Annotated in this window: 17 protein-coding genes and 5 pseudogenes; 8 read left to right on the top strand and 14 right to left on the bottom strand. The window is 68.6% G+C overall.

The genetic code is table 11. The features are described 5' to 3' along the window. The 6 genes and pseudogenes from ACIDOCELLA78_RS85535 to ACIDOCELLA78_RS85510 all read left to right on the top strand — a co-directional run. On the top strand, positions 1 to 389 hold a 389-nt coding region (locus tag ACIDOCELLA78_RS85535; protein WP_249675345.1), incomplete at its 5' end, for a dihydroxyacetone kinase subunit DhaK. Further along, positions 296 to 853 (top strand): dihydroxyacetone kinase subunit DhaL, encoded by a 558-nt coding sequence (dhaL, locus tag ACIDOCELLA78_RS85530; protein WP_249675362.1) that lies wholly within the window; start codon positions 296 to 298, stop codon positions 851 to 853. The genes ACIDOCELLA78_RS85535 and dhaL, both read left to right, overlap by 94 nt. A gap of 21 nt (positions 854 to 874) precedes the next feature. After that, positions 875 to 1,186, top strand: a pseudogene (locus tag ACIDOCELLA78_RS85525) (PTS-dependent dihydroxyacetone kinase phosphotransferase subunit DhaM); the annotation flags it as partial. Beyond that, a pseudogene (locus tag ACIDOCELLA78_RS85520) lies at positions 1,134 to 1,502 on the top strand (HPr family phosphocarrier protein); the annotation flags it as partial. The pseudogenes ACIDOCELLA78_RS85525 and ACIDOCELLA78_RS85520, both read left to right, overlap by 53 nt. 123 nt (positions 1,503 to 1,625) lie before the next feature. After that, positions 1,626 to 3,119 (top strand): putative PEP-binding protein, encoded by a 1,494-nt coding sequence (locus tag ACIDOCELLA78_RS85515; protein WP_249675357.1) that lies wholly within the window; start codon positions 1,626 to 1,628, stop codon positions 3,117 to 3,119. A 341-nt stretch (positions 3,120 to 3,460) separates the two neighbouring features. Next, positions 3,461 to 4,214: pseudogene (locus ACIDOCELLA78_RS85510) on the top strand (IS5 family transposase). A gap of 33 nt (positions 4,215 to 4,247) precedes the next feature. Here ACIDOCELLA78_RS85510 and ACIDOCELLA78_RS85505 read toward each other — a convergent pair. The 4 genes from ACIDOCELLA78_RS85505 to radC form a co-directional block, all read right to left on the bottom strand. Then, the gene (locus ACIDOCELLA78_RS85505) at positions 4,248 to 5,189 is read right to left on the bottom strand and encodes a Hint domain-containing protein (RefSeq protein WP_249675340.1); all 942 of its coding nucleotides are present in this window, start codon (positions 5,187 to 5,189) and stop codon (positions 4,248 to 4,250) included. Positions 5,190 to 5,405: 216 nt separating this feature from the next. Further along, a complete protein-coding gene (locus tag ACIDOCELLA78_RS85500) occupies positions 5,406 to 5,618 on the bottom strand; it encodes a hypothetical protein (protein WP_249675337.1) in 213 nt (70 codons plus the stop codon). Positions 5,619 to 5,909: 291 nt separating this feature from the next. Continuing rightward, the gene (locus ACIDOCELLA78_RS85495) at positions 5,910 to 7,442 is read right to left on the bottom strand and encodes a YifB family Mg chelatase-like AAA ATPase (protein WP_201728137.1); all 1,533 of its coding nucleotides are present in this window, start codon (positions 7,440 to 7,442) and stop codon (positions 5,910 to 5,912) included. Next, positions 7,439 to 8,257 carry a DNA repair protein RadC gene (gene radC / locus ACIDOCELLA78_RS85490; RefSeq protein WP_249675334.1) on the bottom strand — a complete coding sequence of 273 codons (819 nt, stop codon included), beginning with the start codon at positions 8,255 to 8,257 and terminating at the stop codon, positions 7,439 to 7,441. Before radC ends, ACIDOCELLA78_RS85495 begins: the two co-directional genes overlap by 4 nt. 190 nt (positions 8,258 to 8,447) lie before the next feature. On the opposite strand from radC, the gene ACIDOCELLA78_RS85485 reads away from it, so the two are divergent. Then, positions 8,448 to 8,798: a RidA family protein gene (locus ACIDOCELLA78_RS85485; protein WP_201728136.1), complete on the top strand. Its 351-nt coding sequence runs from the start codon at positions 8,448 to 8,450 to the stop codon at positions 8,796 to 8,798. Between the two features lie 260 nt (positions 8,799 to 9,058). Here the strand turns inward: ACIDOCELLA78_RS85485 and ACIDOCELLA78_RS85480 are convergent, their stop codons facing one another. Next, positions 9,059 to 9,784 carry a hypothetical protein gene (locus ACIDOCELLA78_RS85480; RefSeq protein WP_249675331.1) on the bottom strand — a complete coding sequence of 242 codons (726 nt, stop codon included), beginning with the start codon at positions 9,782 to 9,784 and terminating at the stop codon, positions 9,059 to 9,061. On the opposite strand from ACIDOCELLA78_RS85480, the gene ACIDOCELLA78_RS85475 reads away from it, so the two are divergent. Further along, entirely contained in the window at positions 9,743 to 10,285 is a 543-nt protein-coding gene (locus ACIDOCELLA78_RS85475; protein ID WP_249675328.1) for a CHAP domain-containing protein, read from the top strand. The genes ACIDOCELLA78_RS85480 and ACIDOCELLA78_RS85475 overlap by 42 nt on opposite strands. A gap of 11 nt (positions 10,286 to 10,296) precedes the next feature. Here the strand turns inward: ACIDOCELLA78_RS85475 and rsmA are convergent. The 9 genes and pseudogenes from rsmA to ACIDOCELLA78_RS85430 all read right to left on the bottom strand — a co-directional run bounded on the left by rsmA (position 10,297) and on the right by ACIDOCELLA78_RS85430 (position 19,818). After that, positions 10,297 to 11,111, bottom strand: a pseudogene (gene rsmA, locus ACIDOCELLA78_RS85470) (16S rRNA (adenine(1518)-N(6)/adenine(1519)-N(6))-dimethyltransferase RsmA). Continuing rightward, positions 11,108 to 12,394, bottom strand: coding sequence for a peptidylprolyl isomerase (locus tag ACIDOCELLA78_RS85465; protein WP_201728134.1), 1,287 nt, complete (start codon positions 12,392 to 12,394; stop codon positions 11,108 to 11,110). Before ACIDOCELLA78_RS85465 ends, rsmA begins: the two are co-directional and overlap by 4 nt. Beyond that, the gene (locus ACIDOCELLA78_RS85460; protein ID WP_201728133.1) at positions 12,391 to 14,631 is read right to left on the bottom strand and encodes an LPS-assembly protein LptD; all 2,241 of its coding nucleotides are present in this window, start codon (positions 14,629 to 14,631) and stop codon (positions 12,391 to 12,393) included. The genes ACIDOCELLA78_RS85465 and ACIDOCELLA78_RS85460 overlap by 4 nt, the downstream gene beginning before the upstream one ends. Positions 14,632 to 14,634: 3 nt before the next feature. Next, positions 14,635 to 15,765 carry an LPS export ABC transporter permease LptG gene (lptG, locus tag ACIDOCELLA78_RS85455; RefSeq protein WP_201728132.1) on the bottom strand — a complete coding sequence of 377 codons (1,131 nt, stop codon included), beginning with the start codon at positions 15,763 to 15,765 and terminating at the stop codon, positions 14,635 to 14,637. 124 nt (positions 15,766 to 15,889) lie between these two features. Beyond that, a pseudogene (lptF, locus tag ACIDOCELLA78_RS85450) lies at positions 15,890 to 16,882 on the bottom strand (LPS export ABC transporter permease LptF); the annotation flags it as partial. A gap of 37 nt (positions 16,883 to 16,919) precedes the next feature. Then, complete coding sequence (locus tag ACIDOCELLA78_RS85445) at positions 16,920 to 17,645, bottom strand: pyridoxine 5'-phosphate synthase (protein ID WP_201728131.1); 726 nt, start codon at positions 17,643 to 17,645, stop codon at positions 16,920 to 16,922. Next, complete coding sequence (gene pdxA / locus ACIDOCELLA78_RS85440; protein WP_201728130.1) at positions 17,642 to 18,619, bottom strand: 4-hydroxythreonine-4-phosphate dehydrogenase PdxA; 978 nt, start codon at positions 18,617 to 18,619, stop codon at positions 17,642 to 17,644. The genes ACIDOCELLA78_RS85445 and pdxA overlap by 4 nt, the downstream gene beginning before the upstream one ends. Before the next feature lie 4 nt (positions 18,620 to 18,623). Then, positions 18,624 to 19,253, bottom strand: a complete 630-nt coding sequence (locus tag ACIDOCELLA78_RS85435) for a flavin reductase family protein (RefSeq protein ID WP_201728129.1) — start codon at positions 19,251 to 19,253, stop codon at positions 18,624 to 18,626. 103 nt (positions 19,254 to 19,356) lie between these two features. Then, positions 19,357 to 19,818 carry an Hsp20 family protein gene (locus ACIDOCELLA78_RS85430; RefSeq protein WP_201728128.1) on the bottom strand — a complete coding sequence of 154 codons (462 nt, stop codon included), beginning with the start codon at positions 19,816 to 19,818 and terminating at the stop codon, positions 19,357 to 19,359. Between the last annotated feature and the right edge of the window lie 184 nt (positions 19,819 to 20,002).

Raw genomic sequence — 20,002 nt, 5'->3', positions numbered from 1 at the left:
GCGGCACGCCGCTGGTCGAACTCTACATCCTCTACCGCAAGGCCGAGGAAATCGCCCGCAGCCACGGGCTGACGGTCGCGCGCTCGCTGGTCGGCCCCTACATGACCAGCCTCGAGATGGCCGGCACCTCGATCACCCTGCTGCGCCTGACCGACGACATGATCCGTCATTGGGATGCGCCGGTCGTCACCCGGCGCTGCGCTGGGGCGCCTGAGGCGGGCAGGGGGGATTGCGCATGGCCGACCAGCTCGACGTTCCGCTCCTCACCGCCTGGCTCGGCCGCGCCGCCGCCGCGATCGAGGCGCAGCAGGGCCACCTCTCCGATCTCGATGCCGCGATCGGCGATGGCGATCACGGCGCCAACCTCGCCCGCGGTTTCAAGGCGGTGATGGCGAAGCTCGGCACGCCCGCCGATCCGGCGGCGCTGTTCCGCACCGTTGGCATGACGCTGATCGGCACCGTCGGCGGCGCCTCCGGCCCGCTCTACGGCACGCTCTTCGTCGAGATGGCCAAGGCCGCCGCCGGCCGCGCCACGCTCGACGCCGCCGGCTGGCACGGCGTGCTTGCCGCCGGCGTCGCCGGGGTGGTCGCCCGCGGCAAGGCGGCTCCCGGCGACAAGACGATGATCGACGCGCTCACCCCCGCCGTCGCCGCCCTCGAAGGGGCGGCCAGCCTGCCCGAGGCGCTCGCCCGCGCGGCCACGGCCGCGCGCGCAGGTGCCGAGGCCACCGCCCCGCTGGTCGCCCGCAAGGGCCGCGCCTCCTATCTCGGCGAACGCGCGATCGGCCATGTCGATCCGGGGGCGACCTCGTCGGCGATGCTGCTCGCCGCCCTCGCCGAAGCCGCCGGCTGAGCGGCCCCGGCGCGCGGCGTCATGGCGACCGGCCTTCTGCTCGTCTCCCACAGCGCGGCGCTGGCCCGCGCCACCGCCGAACTCGTCCGGCAGATGACCGGCGACCGCCTCGCCCTCGCCATCGCCGCCGGCGCCGGGCCGGACCATGCCGAACTCGGCACCGACCCGCTCGCCATCCTCGCCGCCTGCGAGGAGCTGGCCGGCTGCGAGGGCATCGTCGTGCTGATGGATCTCGGCAGCGCCGTGCTCAGCGCCGAAATGGCGCGCGACCTCGCGGACGATGCTCTGCGCGCCCGGCTTCACCTCGCCCCGGCGCCGTTCGTCGAGGGGGCTCTGGCCGCAGGCGTTGCGGCGGCGGCGGGGCAGGCCGCCGACCGCGTCGCTGCCGAGGCGCTGGCCGGGCTCGCGCCGAAACAGGATGCGCTCGGCACCAAGAACAAGCCGCGCCGCCACCGCCGGCCGCCACGATCACCCGCACGGTCACGCTGGCCGATCCGAACGGCCTGCATCTCCGCCCGCCGCGCGCTGTGTCGAGGCCGCCACCCGGTTCGATGCCACGCTGCACCTCCGCCACAATGGGCGCATCGCGCCGCTCGACAGCCCGACCGCGCTGATGGCGCTCGGCGCGAAGGGCGGGGCTGCGGTGACGATCGAGGCGTCCGGTCCCGAGGCCGAGCCCGCCGCCGCCGCCCTCGCCGCCATCCTCGCCGAGCGCCCGGCGGAGTCTCACACCGAACCGGGTGCAATTGCGGCACCTGGCGGAGTCGTGCCGATGTCCCCTGGCCGCGCCGCCGGCCCGGTCGTCGCCGTCATCCGCGCCCGCCCGCCGGTGCCCGAAACCACGGTGGCGGACCGCGCGGCGGCGCTCACCCGGCTCGATGAAGCGCTGGCCGCCGCCCGCGCCGCGCTTTTCGGCAACCCGATCCTCGCCGCCCAGGCCGCCCTGCTCGCCGATCCGGCGCTGATCGGCCCCGCCCGCGCCGCGATCGAGGCGGATGGCCGTCACGAGGCCGCCGCCTGGCGCGACGCCATCGCCGCCGCCGCCGCCAGCCACGAGGCGCTGGATGACCCTTATCTCCGCGCCCGCGCGCGCGATCTGCGCGAGGCCGGCGATGCCGTGCTCCGCGAACTGCTCGGCGGTGGCGGTCTCGGCCTGCCTTCCGCGCCCGCGATCATCGCGGTGGACGACCTCACCGCCGCCGAGGCCGCGAGCCTGCCGCCCACCATCCTCGGCGTGCTGGACCGGCGCGGCGGCCCCACCAGCCACGCCGCGATCCTGCTCCGCGCCGCCGGCATTCCCGCCCTGGGTGGCGTCGCGCTCGATCCGCTCCCGGCCCGCGTCGCCTTCGATGGCGCGACCGGCGAACTTGTCACCGACTCCGACGCCGCGACCGAAACCCGCTTCCGCGCCGCCGACCTGCTCGCGCCGGGCCCCGCCTCCGTCATCCTGCCGGGTGGCGAGGCGCTCGAATTCTGGGCGAATGTCGCCGGCCCCGCCGATGCCGCGGCCGCCGCCCGTGCCGGCGCCTTCGGCATCGGCCTCGCCCGCACCGAAATGCTCTTCCTCGGCCGTGCCGACATGCCCGGCGAGGATGAGCAGGAAGCCCGCGTCGCCGCGATGATCGCGCCGTTTCGGGGCCGCCCGGTCGTCGTCCGCCTGCTCGATGCCGGGGCCGACAAGCCGGTGCCCTTCCTCGCCCTGGCGGCGGAGGAAAACCCCGCGCTCGGGGTGCGCGGCGTACGCGCGCTACTCCGCCGGCCGGATTTCTGCGCCGCCCATCTGCGCGCCCTGCTGCGCGCCGGCGCCGGGCACGACCTGCGGGTCATGGTCCCCATGGTCACCTTCGCCGCCGAGTTGCGCGCTATACGCGACCTGCTCACGGCCGCCGCGGCCGATGTGGGCTGCAAGCCGCCGCCGCTCGGCGCGATGATCGAGGTGCCCGCCGCCGCCCTCACCGTGCCGGAGTTGCTGGCGGTGAGCGATTTCTTCTCGATCGGCACCAACGATCTCACGCAATACGCCCTCGCCGCGGATCGCGGCCACAAGGATCTCCCCGGCTTTGCCGATGCCGGCCACCCGGCGGTCATCGGCCTCTGCGCCCAGGTCTGCCGCGATGCCGGCACGGCTCCGGTCTCGGTCTGCGGCGAAGCCGCTGGCGATCCGGCGACCGCCCGCCTCCTGGTCGCGGCCGGCATCCGCAAGCTCTCGATGGGCGCCGCCCGGCTGGGCACCCTCCGCGCGGCGTTTTTAGCCAGCGCATCCTGACACCCGCACACCCGGACCACGGCGCCGCCACTCGGCCCGCCTCTCACCCCGTTTTTTAGAGCATCACCCGATCAGATGGAGTCATCTGATCGGGTGATGCTCTATTTATCAATATTATAGAGCACTACATCCGATCCGGATGGATCGGAGAGTGCTCTAGTGTCCCGAATCTGAAATCCATCGGATTTCAGATTCAAAGTGGACACTGGAAAAAACAATAGTTTAGTGGCCTGCTTGTCCCTGAAATTCACCCACGAATTTCAGGGGCAGGACACTAGGTTCTGTACCTATTGCCATGACTACGGAGCGTCTGATTCAAGTCTGTTTGGAGGACTTGGAACATGGCGGAACTTTTCTGGCTGAACGACACGCAATGGGCTGCGATCGAACCATTGCTGCCGAAGCTTGGCGGCAAGCCTCGGGTTGATGACCGCCGGGTGCTGAGCGGCATCCTGCATCGCTTTCGCGAGGGCTTGCGATGGCGAGCGCTTCCTGAGGCCTATGGCCACGAACCACGGTGTTCAACCGGTTCAACCGCTGGAGCCAGCGTGGCCTCTGGCAGGAGATCTTTGCGGCCCTGGTCGCCTGCGCGTATCCGCCGCGCATCGCCATGGTGGACAGCACCTCGGTTCGGGCACATCGCGCGGCCGCGGGCGGTAAAGGGGGGCGCAAAGCCAGGCTATCGGCCGGTCGAGGGGTGGACGGACGACCAAGATCCACGCCGTCGCGGATGAGCAGGGACGCATCGCCGCACTCCTCCTGACGCCGGGACAGGCCTCCGACATCAGCGGCGCCAGGGCGCTTCTGCCCACAATACCGCCACCAGAAGAGCTGATCGCCGACAAAGCCTACGACGCCGATGACCTGCGCGCCTTCCTCACCCGCCAAGGCACCAGGCCCGTGATCTCGCCCATGCCCAACCGCCGCGCCATTCCGCCCTTCGACCCCGTCGCCTACAGAAAGCGCAATCTCATCGAACGCGCCTTCTGCAGGCTCAAGGACTGGCGCGCCATCGCCACACGCTACGACAAAACCGCACGAAATTTCCTCGCAGGTATCTGCCTCGTCCTCGCCGTCACATCTTGGATCAGTTGAGTCCAGAACCTAGGGCGAGGGGACGGGATGTGGTCAGGCCGTCAGCCTGGTCTCCTCCGCCCGCTGCATCACCGGATAGCGCAGACCGGCTTTCAGCGGCGTCACGGTCAGAACGCGGCTCTTGAGCAGGCTCGCCGGCACCACCGCCGCGCCATCGGTCCAGCGGCCATCGGCTTCCACGCCGTGCCACCCTTCGGCCAGTGCCGGGTGATCGAGCGCCACCGGTTCGTCGCCCGCCATCAAGGCGCCGATCTTGACGCCGAGCCGGCGGCGGTCGCGCGGATCGGGCGTCACCTCGGCGGGAACCGCGCTGCGCGACGTGATGATCGCCGCGCCATCGGCGCGGTACTCGACCCGAAGCTGCGCGTCTTCCGTCGTCTCGAGTCCTGCGCGCCTGAGGATCTGCATCCGGACCTGCTCAACGAACGCGCCATGCTCGGCGAAGGGGGCGCAGCTTGCCGCCTCGCGCAGCGGCTGCGCGAACTCTGGATGCAGGGCGATGGCGGCACCGCCATTTTCGAAGGCCTGGCGGTTGCCGGTATCGAGGTAGCTTTCCGCCGGCATGTTCTCGGCCAGCAGGATCGCGTGCGCCGGTAGTTCGACATGGTAATAGGTGACGCTGCGCCGCTCGACCTGCCGGATCGTCGTGCCGTTGACGAGCGCTTTCGCCGGGATGAGCGCGCCGTTGAAATAGAACGCATGATCCGGCGAAACGACGAGGTCGCGCGCCGGCACGTTATCCGCAATCGCATGGGCGCCGATCAGCACCGGCTGCACCGCGTCAGGCCTTGCATGGCGACCCGGTTCGATCGTGCGATGCCCGACCCACACCACGGGCGCCGTCCCGCCGCCATGCAGGAGGACGGCGTCGCCCTTCGCCAGTTCCTCCACCGGGACGTCACCGCGCGTCGTCGCAATCCGGGTGCCCGCGGCGAAACAGGCATTCGAACCAAGCGACGACAAAGACGGCGTCACGCCATCGAACGTAATTTCGCCAGTGCCCTGACCTTGTATGTCATAGAATACACCGTCCTACGAATAGAGATTTACGTAAACCTTTCTCCCACCGCGGGAAGTTGTGAATTCCAGTCCGTGCGTATCGAGTCCCTGCGTATTGCCATCATGTCCGTTGTAGCTGGCGCCGGACGTCGTGCCCGGGAAAATCGTGTTGTCGAAAAATACGCTGCGGCCCTACTGAACTTGCCCGCTGTTTCCGACCATCCCGGTGATTGTGCTGCCTTCCCAGGTTCCGCTGATCGACAACACGGGATACCCCTGGCCGCTAACGACACCGATGTTCAGGGGGTTGGTGATGGTGGCGATCGTTGTCGAGATCGTCACGTTGACCGTGTCTGTGTATGAACCGTCGGCAAAGGTATATGTAAAAATTTCCTGTCCGGACATGACGAAATGCCTCAAAAAAGATATTATATCTAAAGATGCATACAGTAAATCACCCAAGTTAACCTTTTCGTATCCATGGAATGTTGCCGGTGCAAACTTTTTATTGGTGCAGGCTCATTCACTCGGGTAACGCAGTCCCCCGGACCGTGCGATGCGTCGGGCCAGCCCGGCCCTGCCCATCGTCGTTAGAGTATCTTTATCCGATGAAATGTTTCCACATGACCGGACAAGGATGCTCTGACGGTCATTGGACTGGAGCACTGTATCCGATCCGGACGGATCGGAATCCGCTCAGTCCCCCGCCTGCGTCGCGAGCCGCCGCGCCGGCGCCGCGCGGCCGGGCTGGCGATGCCGATAGGCGATCGCCTCCGCGATATGCTCCCGCCGCACCACATCGATGCCCGCCAGGTCGGCGATGGTTCGGGCCATCCGCAGGATGCGCGTCAGCCCCCGCGCCGAGAGATGCAGCCGGTCCGCCGCCTGCTCCGCCAGCGCCCGCGCCCCGGCATCGAGCGCGATCGCGTCGCTGGCGATTTCGGCGTTCGTCACGCTCTCGCCCTGCCGTTCGCGCTGGATCATCCGGCATGCGGCCACCCGCGCGGCCACGGTCTCGCTCCGCTCGCCCGGCGGTGCCCGCATCAGTTCCGCCGGACTCGCCGGCGCGATCTCCACCACGAGATCGATGCGGTCGAGCAGCGGTCCGCTGATCCGCCCCTGATAGTCCTCCCCGCAGCGCGGCGCGCGGCCACAGGCGCGGGCGGCATCGAACAGGTGGCCGCAGCGGCAGGGATTCATCGCCGCAACCAGCTGGAACCGCGCCGGATAGGTGACATGCGCCGCCGCCCGCGCCACCGTGGTCCGCCCGGTCTCCAGCGGCTGGCGCAGCGCCTCGAGCGCCGCGCGCGGGAATTCCGGAAACTCGTCGAGGAACAGCACACCCCGATGCGCCAGCGAAATCTCGCCAGGCCGCGCCCGGTTGCCGCCGCCGGCGATCGCCGCCATGCTCGCCGAGTGGTGCGGTTCGCGGAAGGGTGGCCGCGTCACCAGCCGCCCTTCGTTCAGCAGCCCGGCAACGGAGTGAACCATGCTGACCTCCAGCGCCTCGCGCGGTGTCAGATCGGGGAGCAGACCCGGCAATCGCGCGGCCAGCATCGATTTCCCGCCTCCCGGCGGGCCGATCATCAGCAGGTTGTGCTGTCCCGCGGCGGCGATTTCGAGAGCGCGCCGCGCGCCCTCCATTCCCCGCACGTCGGCGAGGTCCGGCTGGCTGGACGGAGGCTGCAACCGCCCCCGTGCTGGCGGTTCAAGCAACGCGTCGCCGCGGAAATGGTTGATCAGCCCGAGCAGGTCGGCCGGCGCCAGCACGCCGATCTCGCCGGCCCAGCCCGCTTCCGGCCCCTGCGCCGCCGGGCAGATCAGGCCGAGATCGCGCGCCCCCGCGGCAATCGCCGCCGGCAGCACGCCGGCTACCGGCGCGAGCCGCCCGTCGAGCGACAGCTCGCCGATCGCGGCGAAGCCTGCCATCTCCTCCGCGGGCAGCACGTCCATCGCGGTCAGCACGCCGAGCGCGATCGGCAGGTCGAAATGGCTGCCCTCCTTCTGCAGGTCGGCCGGGGCGAGGTTCACGAGGATGCGCTTCGCCGGCAGGGCGAGGCCCATCGCGGTCAGCGCCGCGCGCACTCGCTCCCGCGATTCCGCCACCGCCTTGTCCGCCAGCCCGACGATGAGGAACACCGGCAGCCCGGCGGCGATCTGCACCTGCACCTCGACCGGCTGCGCCTCGATCCCGGCGAAGGCGAAGCTCTGGATGCGGGCGATGCTCACACAGCCGCCCCGGCAAGAAAACCCTCGCGCCGGAGGCTCAGCCAGCCGGCCTTGCCGATGATGACGTGGTCGTGCAGCGTCACGTCGAGCAGGGCGACGGCGCGTTGGATTTCCCGGGTCATCTCGATGTCGTCGCGCGAGGGGGATGGATCGCCGCTCGGATGGTTGTGGACGAGAATCAGCGCCGTTGCGCCCGTCTCGACCGTTCGCCGCACCACCTCGCGGACATAGACGGGCGTGTGGTTCACCGTGCCGCGCGAAGCGACCTCGTCGGCCACCAGCCGGTTGCGGTTGTCGAGATAGAGCACGCGGAACTGCTCGACCGTCTCGCGCGCCATGGCCATGGTGAGATAGTCGATCAAACGCTCCCAGTTGTTGAGCAGCGGTGCGCTGGCAAGCTCCGTCCGCGCCAGGCGGATGGCCGAAGCCTGCACCAGCTTGATCGCGGCGACGCTGTGCTGCCCGAGGCCCGGCGTTGCGAACAGCGCCTCCGGCGCGGCGGCGAGCACGCCGGCATAGGAGCCGAACCGGTTGATCAGCGCCTTGGCCAGCGGCTTGGTATCGCCTTTCTTGAAGGCAAGGAAAAGCAGCATTTCCAGCAGCTCGTAATCGGCCAGCGACTCGGCGCCGCGGCCGAGCAGCTTCTCGCGCATCCGGCCGCGATGGCCCTGCGGTCCGGTGCTGGAAAACGGGAGTTCTGCCGCCGGCGCCGGATCGAACGTGTCGCGCTCCGCCATCCCGCGTGGCCGCGGGGCGGCTTCAGGAAAAGGCCCGGCATCGTGCCGGCGGATCGCGCGGAACAGTCTTTCCAGCAAGTGGCGCGAAACCTTCCTCAAAAATACACGCGAAGGTTGAATATTACCGATCAACCGGGCGGCTTGTCCAGTCTTTCGCGGTACCCGATTTCATCCCGCCGCGCGGGCATGGCTTGCGCCGCTGCCGGCGGCGCAGATAGAAGAGCGCCACGGCCGCCACTCGCGGCCGCCACCAGCCCCGGAGACGTCCATGAGCCGCATCATTCGCACCGAAGCGAACGAAATCCTTTCCAAAGCCGTCGAGTATCATGGCTTCGTCTACACCCAGGGTGTGGTCGCGTCTGACCCCTCCGGCGACATCACGGCGCAGACCCGTGACGTTCTGGCCCAGATCGATGCGCTGCTGGAACAGCACGGCACCGACAACACGCGGCTGTTGCAGGCTCAGATTTGGCTGAAATCGATTGACGACCGCGCAGCGATGAACGCGGTTTGGTCGGCCTGGCTGCCGGAGGGCGGCGCGCCGGTCCGCGCCTGCGTCGAGGCTCGCCTTGCCGACCCGCGCCTGCTGGTCGAAATCATGGTGGTCGCCTGCCGCTGAGGCTTCTGCCCTCAAATTACCGAAAGTTGCGATTCCCGCCGGGTGAGTGCGAGATTTTCACCCGGCGTTAGCAATTTCGCGGTAAATTGATGTTTGTGACACGGGCGAAACATTAAATTCTCATCGTGTGTGACATTTTTGCTTGCCTGAAGGGTTGCATTTACCGCAGTCCCCCGTAACAGAAATGCAAGGTATGCGTGGCTTGAATTGACCGTCCGAGCGAGTCGTAGCGGCAATGCGCCTGTGACGACGATTTGGAATCATCTCGCAGATGCCTGTTTGGATTGTGGTTTTTTTGTGTTCGATTGCGTCACGGGGGTCGGGAAGGTGAACGGGGCATGAGAACGTGCGTGACAAACTTGAATGGAGTGTTGCGCATTGTCGGCGGCGTTTCGTCCGTCATGCTGTTCGCGCAGATCGCTCATGCCAAGGCGACCCGTGTTATTGACATTCCTGTAACAAAACATTCGACCGCTCCTGTCCGCAAGGTCGCAGCGCGTCGTCTCCCCACAAATCATGTCAGCGCGTCGGCCGAACATCCGGTCGAAATCCATCACGTCGTCGATCGCGTCACTTCGCCTCATCCCGCCGCCGTCCGCGCAGCGCAAATCCATCACACCGTCGTCCATCACACCGTCGTCCATCACACCGTTGCTCACGCCGCGCCGGTGCATCGCGCGGTCGTCCACGCGGCCATCCGCCATGTCGTCGAGCCGCGTCGGGTGGACGCGCATCCTGCCATTGTCCGCCGCGTCGTCGACCGCCATCCGGCGGAAGTGCATCATGCTGAAGTGCATCATGCCGTTGTGCGCCACGTTGTCGTCCACCGCCCGGTGGTTGCACATCCCGCTTCCATCCGCCACGTCGTGGAACGTCGTCCGGTCGAACCGCATCATGCTCCGGTTCGCCATGTCGTTGTCCGCCGCGCGGTTGAGCATCGCCCGGTGGTTCACCATGTCGTGCTGCACGAGGCCCGGCGCGATCACGTCCGCTATCCGCACCGCCTCGCCAGCAGCCATGGATATCGCTGGTGCGTGCCCTATGCCCGCGATGTTTCTCATATCGACATCAAGGGCGATGCGTTCCTCTGGTGGGCCGAGGCCGCCGGCCGCTATGCCCGCGGCCACCGGCCCGAACCGCGTGCGGTGCTCAACTTCCGCCCGACCGGCCGCATGCCGCTTGGTCATGTCGCCGTCGTCGCGAAGGTGATCAACAGCCGGGAGGTTCTGGTCAATCAGGCCAATTGGATCCCCGATACCGTCTCGCATGACGTACCGGTGATCGATGTGTCGCCGCACAATAACTGGACCGAAGTGAGGGTTGCGCTTGGCAATGGCCGTTTCGGCATGACCTACCCGACCTACGGCTTCATTTATGACCAGGCGCCGAGCAACATCGTCTACGCCAGCAATGGCGGCACCGAGGTTGCGGAAGCGCCGGTTGCCCACAAGATCCGCCTGACCGCGCCGAACCGCAAGCTGCGCTGATCGCGCCAGCCTCAGCCCGGCAAGTGTCGGGCCAGGGCGAGGAACTCCTCCGGCGTCAGCGTTTCCGCCCGGCGGGACGGGTCGATGCCGGCCGCTTCGGCCAGCGCCGCACCGCCGAGCGCCTTCAGCGAACCCCGCAGCATTTTCCGCCGCTGGCCGAACGCTGCCGCCGTGACCCTCTCCACCCTGGCCAGCAGCGCGGCCGGCAACTGTTCCTCGCGCGGCACCAGCCTGACGACGGCCGACTCCACCTTGGGCGGCGGTGAGAAAGCGCCCGGCGGCAGCGTCAGCACGATGGCGCCGCGAACCGTCAGCGCCGCCAGTACCGCGAGCCGCCCATAAGCCGCGCTGCCGGGGGCGCGACGATCCGCTCCGCGACCTCGCGCTGGAACATCAGCGTCATCGAGCGGAATTCCGCCGCCTGGTGCAGCCAGCGGAGCAGCATCGCCGTGCCGGCATTATAGGGCAGGTTGGCGACGATCGCCCGCGGTCCGGGCACCAGTGCGGCGAGGTCGATATCGAGCGCATCCCCTTCGATGATCCGCAGCCGTCCCGCATGCGTCGCCGCAAGTTCGGTCACCGCGGCCACCGCGCGCGGATCAAGCTCGATCGCCGTCACACTAGCCGCGTCGCTGGCCAGCAGTGCCCGCGTCAGCCCGCCCGGGCCAGGACCGACCTCGATCGCGTTGGCCCCCTCAAGCGGCCCGGCGAGGCGCACGATCCGCGCCAGCAGGTCGGGGTCGAGCAGGAAATGCTGGCCGAGCGACCGCTTCGCCGAAAGCCCGTGCCGCGCGATCACCTCGCGCAGCGGCGGCATCTCGCTCATGACGCGCTGTGGAAGGTCCGGATCACGGCGTTGCGATGCAGCGTATCCATCAGCCGCTGTGATTCCAGCGAGACCCGCCGGTTGATCAGCATCTCCGCGATCGTCTTGCTGTCCGGCAGGCCGATCTTCACTGTCTGCCGCTTGCAGACCATGACGATGGCGATCCCCTTGCTGGAGACCAGCGGCTGGCTGGCCTGGCCCAGCGGCAGGGTGGAGAGAAGCTGGCGGAATGCCGCCGGGCGAACCGTCGCGAGATCCACCGGACCGGGGTTCGATTTCTGCACGTTTCCCGCCGCCGCGTTCGCCGCCTCGACATCGGCGCAGCTATGCAGCGAACCGCGCACCGCATTTGCGTGCTGCAACACGCCGAGCTGCTGCGCGTTCGGCTGGCCACCGGCGAAGGGGGTGGCGAAGGGCAGGAATGCTTCGCGGATCGAAAGTTCGGTCTTGTCGCCCTCGCCGAATTTGCGGATTCCGAGCTGGTTGACGATTTCGAAGCCGCCCGCCACCCGCACCGGATCGCTGATTGCCCCCACCGGCATCTGCTCGACGATGCGCCGCACTGCCGGATCGAGCAAATCGGGCTCCACCCAGCCGCGGTCGCCGCCGGTCAGTGCGCTCTGCCCCTGGCTGAACTGGGCCGCGACCACCGGGAACGCCGCCCCGCCGCGCAGCTGGCGGATCACCACATCGGCGAAGCGCCGCGCCCCTGCCGTGTCCTGCGGGTTTTCCACCGGGATGAAGATTTCCGCGATATGATATTGCGTTGTGCCGATCTGCTTCTTCATCGCCGCCGCTTCCGCCGCGATGTCTTCCGGTGTGGGCCGCAGGTCGGCGCCGAGCTTCTTGCGCAGCACATCGGTCCAGCCGATCTGGGTGCGGAACTGGTTCACCAGCGTCGAGAGCGGCACGCCGGCGGCGGCCAGTTTCTTCTGCAGGGTGCCGGGCGGCAGATGGTTCGCCGTGTTCACCCGTTGCAGCGCGGTGGCGATCTTGTCTTCAGGCACCACCACCTTGTTCTGCTCGATGGCCTGCAATTGCAGGGCCTGGTCGATCAGCTCGCGGGTAATCTGCGGGCGGAGCCGCCGCAGCGTGTCCGATGCGGTGGGCAGGCCGGCGGAGAGGGCGAAGAGCCGTGTGCGCGCGGCGACATCGGCATTGGTGATCACGGTGCCATTCACCACGGCGGCGATGCTCGCAGTTTGCGCGCGCGCCGGCGCGCCGGGTCCGAGCAGGCCTGCGGCAAGGCCGATCAGGGCCGCGTAAGAGACGAACGATTTCATAGGGCGCTGAATCCGATATTCCCGAGTGTCTTGAGCGTGACGGTGATCAGCAGCGTCGTCGTGCCGTGATCATAGTTGTAGGAGGTGAAGTTGCGGTAGAAATTGAAGCTGACCGCGGTGCACTCGTTCTGCCAGACCGCGCCGATCGAGGCGTTGTCGAACCGGCCAGTGGCGAGGTTGCGCTGAACCCCGGCCGAGATCGACCAGTGCGGCACCAGCGTGGTTGAAACGCCGAGCGTCACTTCTCGCTGCGCCACGAAATACTGTGCCGGCGGCGTGGCGGACTGGGTGAACAGATAATAGGGGTTGGTCGTACTGTAGAAATACCCTGCCGAGGCGCGCAGGCTCGGCGGCCCGAAGGTCGCGTAGCTGTCGATCATCTGGGTGGAGAGGTCGCGGTGCGACAACCGGGTGCGGTAGGTCAGGCTGAGCCAGCGCGCCGGCGCGATCGTCGCGCGCCCCACCACGTCCGAATAGTGCCCGCCAAGCCCGCTCTCCGCCGGGTAAAGCTTCGAGGTTTCGAACGCGTAGGACTGGCCGATCATCCCCTCCGCCGAAGCGCCGCCCGGCAGAATCCAGTTTCCCTGCAGCGCATAGTCGACCCGCGTGCCGCCGGCGAAACGGTCGATGCCGCCGAAGCGCTGCAGGCTGAACAGGTTCGCGTCGGTAAACTGGAAGTCCAGACTGTCCTCGTTCGGAATCGTCGTCGTCTGCCCCAGCCCATAGACCGGCGCCGTCACCAGTTGCACCCGGGGTTCGATGATCTGCGTGCCCCAGCGCCCGGCGTCGCGCTCCAGCGGCCAGGCGAACGACACCGCGCCGATCGGGATCGCCCGCGCGGTCTGCGACGTGGTGAGCGGCGAGTAGTTCGGCTGCAGGTTCAGCTTGTCCGCCGAATACCCGGCGGCGATCAGCCGCAGCCGCGCGTCCACCAGCAGCCCGTCCGGCCCTTGCCGCGGCAGGTCGTAATTCGCGATCATCGCGACGCGCCGCGTCTGCGTGCCGACCTGGCGGAGAATGTTGAAGGCGTTGGCGGTGAGCGAGAACCGCCCGCCCCAGCTGTCGGCCTGCCCGTCATAGCTGTAGCGGGCATAGGGCAGCACGATCGGCAGCCGGTTCTGGCTGATCGAGGCGACCAGGCCCTGATAGGTCTCCGCCTCGATTCGCGCGTACGATCCGCGGCCGAATCCCTCCAGCCAGGCGTTCGACGCGAGGTAGGCGAGGTTGGGCAGATACCGGAAATCGTTGAGATACTGCGCGCTCGACGTACGGTTATAGCTGAAACCGGCTCGCCAGGAGCGGTTGAGGTCGAACGTGCCGTTGGCGAAGATCGAGTCGGAAATCCCACCGCGGTCGGCATAGCGGTCGTGCCCGCCGGAGACATTGATGCTGAGCTTGCCGTCGTTGAAGGCCCGGCGATATTTCAGGTCGAGCACCGGCCCCGCCTTGGTCGCGACGATCGGCACGATCGTCAGGTCCTGGCTCTTGCCGATGTCCCAGAAATACGGTGTGGCGATGAAACTGCCGACATGGGTCGAGCCGCCGAAGCTCGGGATCAGCAGCCCGCTCTGCCGCTTCACCGAAGGGTCGGGCTGGGAGAGATAGGGCAGCCAGAACACCGGCACGCCATAGATCTGGATCTGCGCGTCGTGATACTCGATCACCTTGTGCTGCAGGTCTTCCACCGCCTGGCGGGCGCGGATCTGCCACAGCGGCGGCGCGGTCGGATCGCTCTTGCACAGATTGCAGGTGGAATAGACGGGCTTCGAGAGTTCCTCGATCACCCCGCCATAGCGCCGCGCGCCGTTTGCCACCATGCGGCCGTTCTGCGCCAGGATCGACGCCACATCGTGCAGCACGGCGTTCTTCATGCCTTGCGACAAAGCGGCGTGGCGCGCGAACACCACCGCGCCGTCCGGCTCGATCATCACCACATGGCCGGACGCCACCGCCGTGTCGTGCCGACGGTCGATCTCGATGCGGTCCGCCTGCAGCACGTGGCCATCCTGCCACGCCTCGACATGGCCGGCGGCGACCACGATGCCGGTGCCGTGGTCATAGGAAACCCGGTCGGCCAGAAAGGTGACGGGGGCCGATTTGGAAACCGGCGTCTGCGGCCCGGCGACCAGCGCGCCCATCTGCGCGCGCGCGGCCGTGGCCGCCAGCATCGTGCCGGCAATCCCGATCCCGATGCGTCGGCGCAATCGCGCGCGGCGGCGTTGCTGGGCCTGGTTCATGGTTCAGCCATCCTCCAGATGGAGCAACAAGGCAAGCGCCAGCATCAGCCCGGCGGCGGCCGGCGCCCATGCCGCAAGGCCGACCGGCAGCGCCCCTGATTTGCCGAGCTGGGCCGCCACCTCCGAGAGCATGAACAGCAGGAACCCGCAGCCCACGCCCGCCCCGATCATCTGGATCGCCCCGCCCCGCCGCGATGGTCGCATCGAGAATCCGGCCGCCACGAGCACCATCGTCGCGCAGAGCAGCGGCAGCGCCAGCAGCTGCTGGAACGCGAGTTCATGCGGCGTCGCCGGAAAGCCGGAGCGCCGCAGCAGCCGGATGAAGCCCGGCAGCGCCCAGAACGAGAGAGCGCTCGGGCTGGCGAAGCTCTCCTGCACCCGGCTGGCCGTCAGCGTCGTCGGAATCCGAAGGGCCGGCACCGATCGTGGCGCGCGTTCCGGGGTCAGAATCCGGGCCGCCTCGAACTGCCAGTAGCCGGGCTCGAGCCGCCCGCCCGCCGCCTCGATCCGCTGACGCAGCGTCGTCTGCGCCGAGATCTGCAGCACCGTGACATGGCCGGTGACCAGTACCTTGCCGTGCAGATGCACGCCGCTCGCATGCAGGATCGCGATACCCCCCTTGCCTGCGGCCGGATCGGCCTGGCGCAGCCACAATTGCCCGCCCTGCAGCGAGAGCGGCCCGCCGCCGATCCCGAGATATGATGAATAAAGCGCCTCGGCGCGGGCAAACATCACCGCCGAAATCGGGCTGACCGCCGTGGTGCCGAGCGCGCCGATCAGCGCCGCGGCGGCCACCGGCAGGGCAAGGAACTGCCAGGCCGAGGTGCCGGTCGCCCGCGCGACAACCAGCTCCGAGCTGCGCGTCAGCCGCCAGAAGGCGAAAATTCCGCCGAGCAGCACGGCGAAGGGCAGGATTTTCATGCCGAGCCAGGGCACCCGCAGCACCTCCAGCGCCAGCATCCGCCAGAACGTCGCCTGCGGCTTGTCGGCCGACTGGCGCAGCAGGTCGAGAAAATCGAACAGCGCGCCTACCGCCGTCAGCCCCGCCTGCATCGCGATCACGGCAGCGACGAAGCGCCGGCCGATATAGAGCGAGAGCGTGAGCGGCGGCAGCCAGTTCCGCAGGCGGATCATGCGGCCACCTCGCGCAGCCGCCGCAAGCCCCGCAGCAGCAGCCCGAGCCCGGCCAGCGCCGGCCCAGCGTGACGACGAAAATCAGCGGGATCAGCGCATTCTGCCGCGCCGCGAGCGTTTCGACGCCGAGTTCGACCGCGACCAGCCCCATCACCCCGAACACCGCCGCCACCAGCGCCGCCACCCCGCCCTGCCGGCGGAACGGGCTGCGCAGCACCGCCAGCAGCGCCAGCACCGCGTAGGACAGCACGGCGAAGGGGGCGGCGATCCGCCGCCAGGCTTCTTCCCGCCAGCGCCGCCGCACCTCCGGGGCGATCCGCGCCGCCTCCGGATGGAACAGCTGCGCCATCGTCGCTTCCGAGGTCTTCGGCGCCAGATGCTCGGTGCCGCCGCGCGGCTTGGCGAGGCTGATCAGGTTGCGGTGGAAGCTGAGGATGTTGAGCTGCCCGGTCTTGGGGTCGAGCTGCTCGCGCGAGCCGTCGCGCAGCAGCACCGCCGGGCCGTCCGCGCTTTCGATCAGCCGGCCGCTGCGGGCGAGGATCGTCGCCGGCTCCCCCTTCTGCCGCGCGTCCTGGATGATGATGCCATGCAGTACCTGGTCGGGGTCGCGCCGCTGCACATAAACCGTGACATGTCCCGGAACCGCGGTGAACACGCCGGGTTCCAGCAGGAAGGCGGCGACCTGGTTGCGGATCACCGATTCGAAGCCGGTGAACTGCGCGAGGGTCGAGGGCACCAGCCACAAATTGAGCGCCCAGCAGGCGAGCATGGTCAGCGTTGCCAGCGCCAGCGCCGGCCGCGCGATCGCGGCGTCCGACATGCCGCTCGCGCGCATCACCGTCAGCTCGCGGTCGGCGGCGAGCCGCGCATAGACGAACAGGATCACGATGAAACACGTGATCGGCAGGATCACCGCGACGAAGCTCGGCACCAGCAGCCCGGTCAGATGCAGGAAGACGAACGGCGAAAGCCCGTGCTGGATGATCATCTGGATGAAGCGCAGCGACTGGGTCAGCCACACCAGCGCGACCAGCCCAAGCGTCGAGACCGCCAGCCCGATGAGGAGCTGGCGGAACACGTAGCGGTCCAGCCGGGTCGGGGTCAGCAAGGAGAGCATCGCCGGTCTTTTGGCGGCGCGCCGGGTCAATGGCAAGTTAACGCTGCGTACGCCGTCGCGCCGCGTCCATGATCGCGCGCATCCGGCGGATTGCCTCGGCGAGGCCGACAAATACCGCCTCGCCGACGATGAAATGGCCGATATTCAGCTCCCGTACTTCCGGTAACGCCGCGACCGGCGCGACATTGTCATAGTTCAGCCCGTGCCCGGCATGCACTTCCAGCCCGAGTGCTGCCGCCCGTGCCGCCGCGGCGCGCAGCCGGTCCAGCTCGCCCGGCCGTCCCTCGGCATAGGCGCCGGTATGCAGTTCGACCACCGGCGCGCCCAGCCGCGCCGCCGCTTCCAGCTGCACCGGATCGGGATCGACGAAGAGCGAGACGCGGATGCCCGCCTCGCGCAGCGCCACGATGCGCGGCGCCAGCGACGCGGCCATTCCCGCCACGTCCAGCCCGCCCTCGGTCGTCACCTCCTGGCGCCGTTCCGGCACCAGGCAGCTTGCATGCGGCTTCAGCCCGCAGGCGATGCCGACCATCTCCTCGGTTGCCGCCATCTCCATGTTGAGCGGCACCGAAAGCGCCCGCACGGCGCGCAGATCGGCGTCGCGGATATGCCGCCGGTCCTCGCGCAGATGCAGCGTGATCCCGTCTGCCCCCGCCTCGATGGCGAGGTGCGCGGCGCGGAGCGGGTCGGGTGTGGCGATGCCGCGGGCATTCCGCAATGTGGCCACATGGTCGAGATTGACGCCGAGGCGCAGCGCGCTCATCGCCGCCCCGCCATTTCGCCGGCCAGACGCAGCGCCGCGACCAGGCTCTCTGGCCGCGCCTTTCCGGTCCCCGCGATGTCGAAGGCGGTGCCGTGGTCCGGCGAGGTGCGGATGATGGGCAGGCCGAGGGTGACGTTCACGCCGTTCTCCATGTCGATCGTCTTGAGCGGGATCAGGGCCTGGTCATGATACATGCAAAGCGCCGCGTCGTAACCCGCCCGCGCCGCCGGGGTGAACATCGTGTCCGGCGGCAGCGGCCCGAACGCGTCGATGCCGGATTGCTTCAGCGCGGCGATCGCCGGCGCGATGATGGTCCGCTCCTCGTCGCCCATCGCCCCCGCCTCGCCGGCGTGGGGGTTGAGACCGGCCACCGCGATGCGCGGCGCCGCCACCCCGAAATCCCGCGTCAGCGCCGCCGCCAGCGTCCGCCCGGCGGCGACGATGGCGCCGGTCTCCAGCGTCTCGATCGCCCGCCGCAGCGCCACATGCACCGTCACCGGCACCACCCGCAGGCCGGGGCAGGCCAGCATCATCACCGGCGCCGCGACACCGGTCAGCGCGCCGAGGAACTCGGTATGGCCGGGATGCGGAAATCCCGCCTGATACAGCACCGACTTGGCGATCGGGCAGGTCACCACCGCCGCCGCCTCGCCGGCCAGCGCCAGCCGCGTCGCGGTCTCGATCGCCCCGGTCACCGCCGACGCGTTGCGCGGATCGGGCTGCCCCGGAATCGCCGGCACCGCGAGCTTCACGTCGAGCACCGGCAGCGCTGCGCCGAACCGCGCGGCGGCCTCGCCGATCCGCCCGATCCGCGCCACCTGCACGCCCAACCCCGCCGCCCAGTCGGCATCGCCGATGAGCGCGAACGGTCGCAATCGATCCCGCGCGTCGCGCCACGCGGCGGCGGCGATTTCCCCGCCGATCCCGGCCGGATCGCCCATGGTCAGCGCGATCGGGGCGTCGGTGTTGGCCACAGGCTCAGCCGGTCGGCCAGTCCCCGACCGCGATGCGCGGCATGTCGAACCGCTCCGTGGTCCGGGCATACCAGCCGCCGCCGTGCAGCCGGCCGATCAGATCGAGCTTCGGCGTGTCGATATGGCAGCGCTCCGGGTTCAGCACGGCGTCGTCGCGCACATGCATCGCCTGCACCTGGCCGATCACCAGCGCGCGGTCCGGCCCGAACTCGATCATCGAATGCAGCGTGCACTCCATCGCCACCGGGCTTTCGGCGATGCGCGGCGGGCGGATCTTTTCCGAGGGCAGGGTGGTCAGCCGCGCCTCGGCCAGTTCGTCCACCTCGGGGCCGAATTCGATCGCCGTCACGTTCATCGCCTCGGCATTCTCGTGCGCGACGAGATTGACCACGAACTCCCCGGTCAGCCGGATGTTCTCGCCGGTATCCTTGGGGTCGCCCGGCCGCCGCGCGCCGATGCCAAGGCACAGGATCGGCGGCCCGGCGCCGAACACGTTGAAGAATGAAAAGGGCGCGGCGTTCAGCCGGCCTTCGGGGCTCAGTGTCACCACCCAGGCGATGGGCCGGGGCACCACGGTCGAGGCCAGCAGCTTGTACTGATCCTCGGGTTTCAGCTTGGTCAGGTCGAACAGCATGGACCGATCATCGCTGCTTCCGCCGCCCCTGTCCATGCGGCGGGAGCGCCGCGGATGAAAAACCCCGCGCCTTGCGGCGCGGGGCAGTCGCAGCGTTTCGGGGTCAGGCGGCGACCTTCTCCTGCCCGATCGCCGGTGCGGCGGCCGGGGCGCTGGTGCCGATGGCGATCTTGCGGGGCTTCAGCGCCTCGGGAATCACCCGCTTCAGCGCCACGTGCAGCAGCCCGTTCTCCAGCGCAGCGCCATCGACCACCATGTGATCGGCCAGCACGAAGCGCCGCTCGAAGGCCCGCGAGGCGATGCCGCGATAGAGCATCTCGCCCCGACCGGCGCCTTCGGCGATCCGTCCGGTGATGATGAGGGTATTGTCCTTCACCGTCATGTCGAGATCCTCGGCGCGGAAACCGGCCACCGCCATCGTCAGGCGATAATCCTCGGCGCCGAGCTTCTCGATATTGTAGGGCGGGTAGGCGTTGGCGTTGCCGTCCGGCACGCTGTCGAGCAGTTGCTGCAGCCGGTCGAACCCGATGGCGGTGCGGAACAGCGGCGAAAAATCGAGAGTCATGAGTAACCTCCTCGGTCAAGCAAGGTTCATTGAACCGGGCTGTCCGACGGACCAGCCCGCGATGTCGGAAGAACCCCGAAGGCATCCTTCCTGACTGAGGATAAAGGTATTCGACGTTGCAGCTTCAAGACCCGCGCGCACGCGAAAACGCGCCCGGCCGAAAGCGGCGGGGCGCGTTGCAGGT

The organism is Acidocella sp. C78 (genome assembly GCF_907164655.1).
This window is presented reverse-complemented; position numbering and strand designations above follow the sequence as displayed.

Bases quoted from the DNA above. Each gene is read 5' to 3' on its own strand.
- ACIDOCELLA78_RS85515 (WP_249675357.1), top strand. From the start codon at position 1,626: ATGTCCCCTGGCCGCGCCGCCGGCCCGGTCGTCGCCGTCATCCGCGCC.
- ACIDOCELLA78_RS85500 (WP_249675337.1), bottom strand. From the start codon at position 5,618: ATGTCCGGACAGGAAATTTTTACATATACCTTTGCCGACGGTTCATAC.
- ACIDOCELLA78_RS85485 (WP_201728136.1), top strand. From the start codon at position 8,448: ATGAGCCGCATCATTCGCACCGAAGCGAACGAAATCCTTTCCAAAGCC.
- ACIDOCELLA78_RS85465 (WP_201728134.1), bottom strand. From the start codon at position 12,394: ATGAAATCGTTCGTCTCTTACGCGGCCCTGATCGGCCTTGCCGCAGGC.
- ACIDOCELLA78_RS85460 (WP_201728133.1), bottom strand. From the start codon at position 14,631: ATGAACCAGGCCCAGCAACGCCGCCGCGCGCGATTGCGCCGACGCATC.
- lptG (WP_201728132.1), bottom strand. From the start codon at position 15,765: ATGATCCGCCTGCGGAACTGGCTGCCGCCGCTCACGCTCTCGCTCTAT.
- ACIDOCELLA78_RS85445 (WP_201728131.1), bottom strand. From the start codon at position 17,645: ATGAGCGCGCTGCGCCTCGGCGTCAATCTCGACCATGTGGCCACATTG.
- ACIDOCELLA78_RS85435 (WP_201728129.1), bottom strand. From the start codon at position 19,253: ATGCTGTTCGACCTGACCAAGCTGAAACCCGAGGATCAGTACAAGCTG.
- ACIDOCELLA78_RS85430 (WP_201728128.1), bottom strand. From the start codon at position 19,818: ATGACTCTCGATTTTTCGCCGCTGTTCCGCACCGCCATCGGGTTCGAC.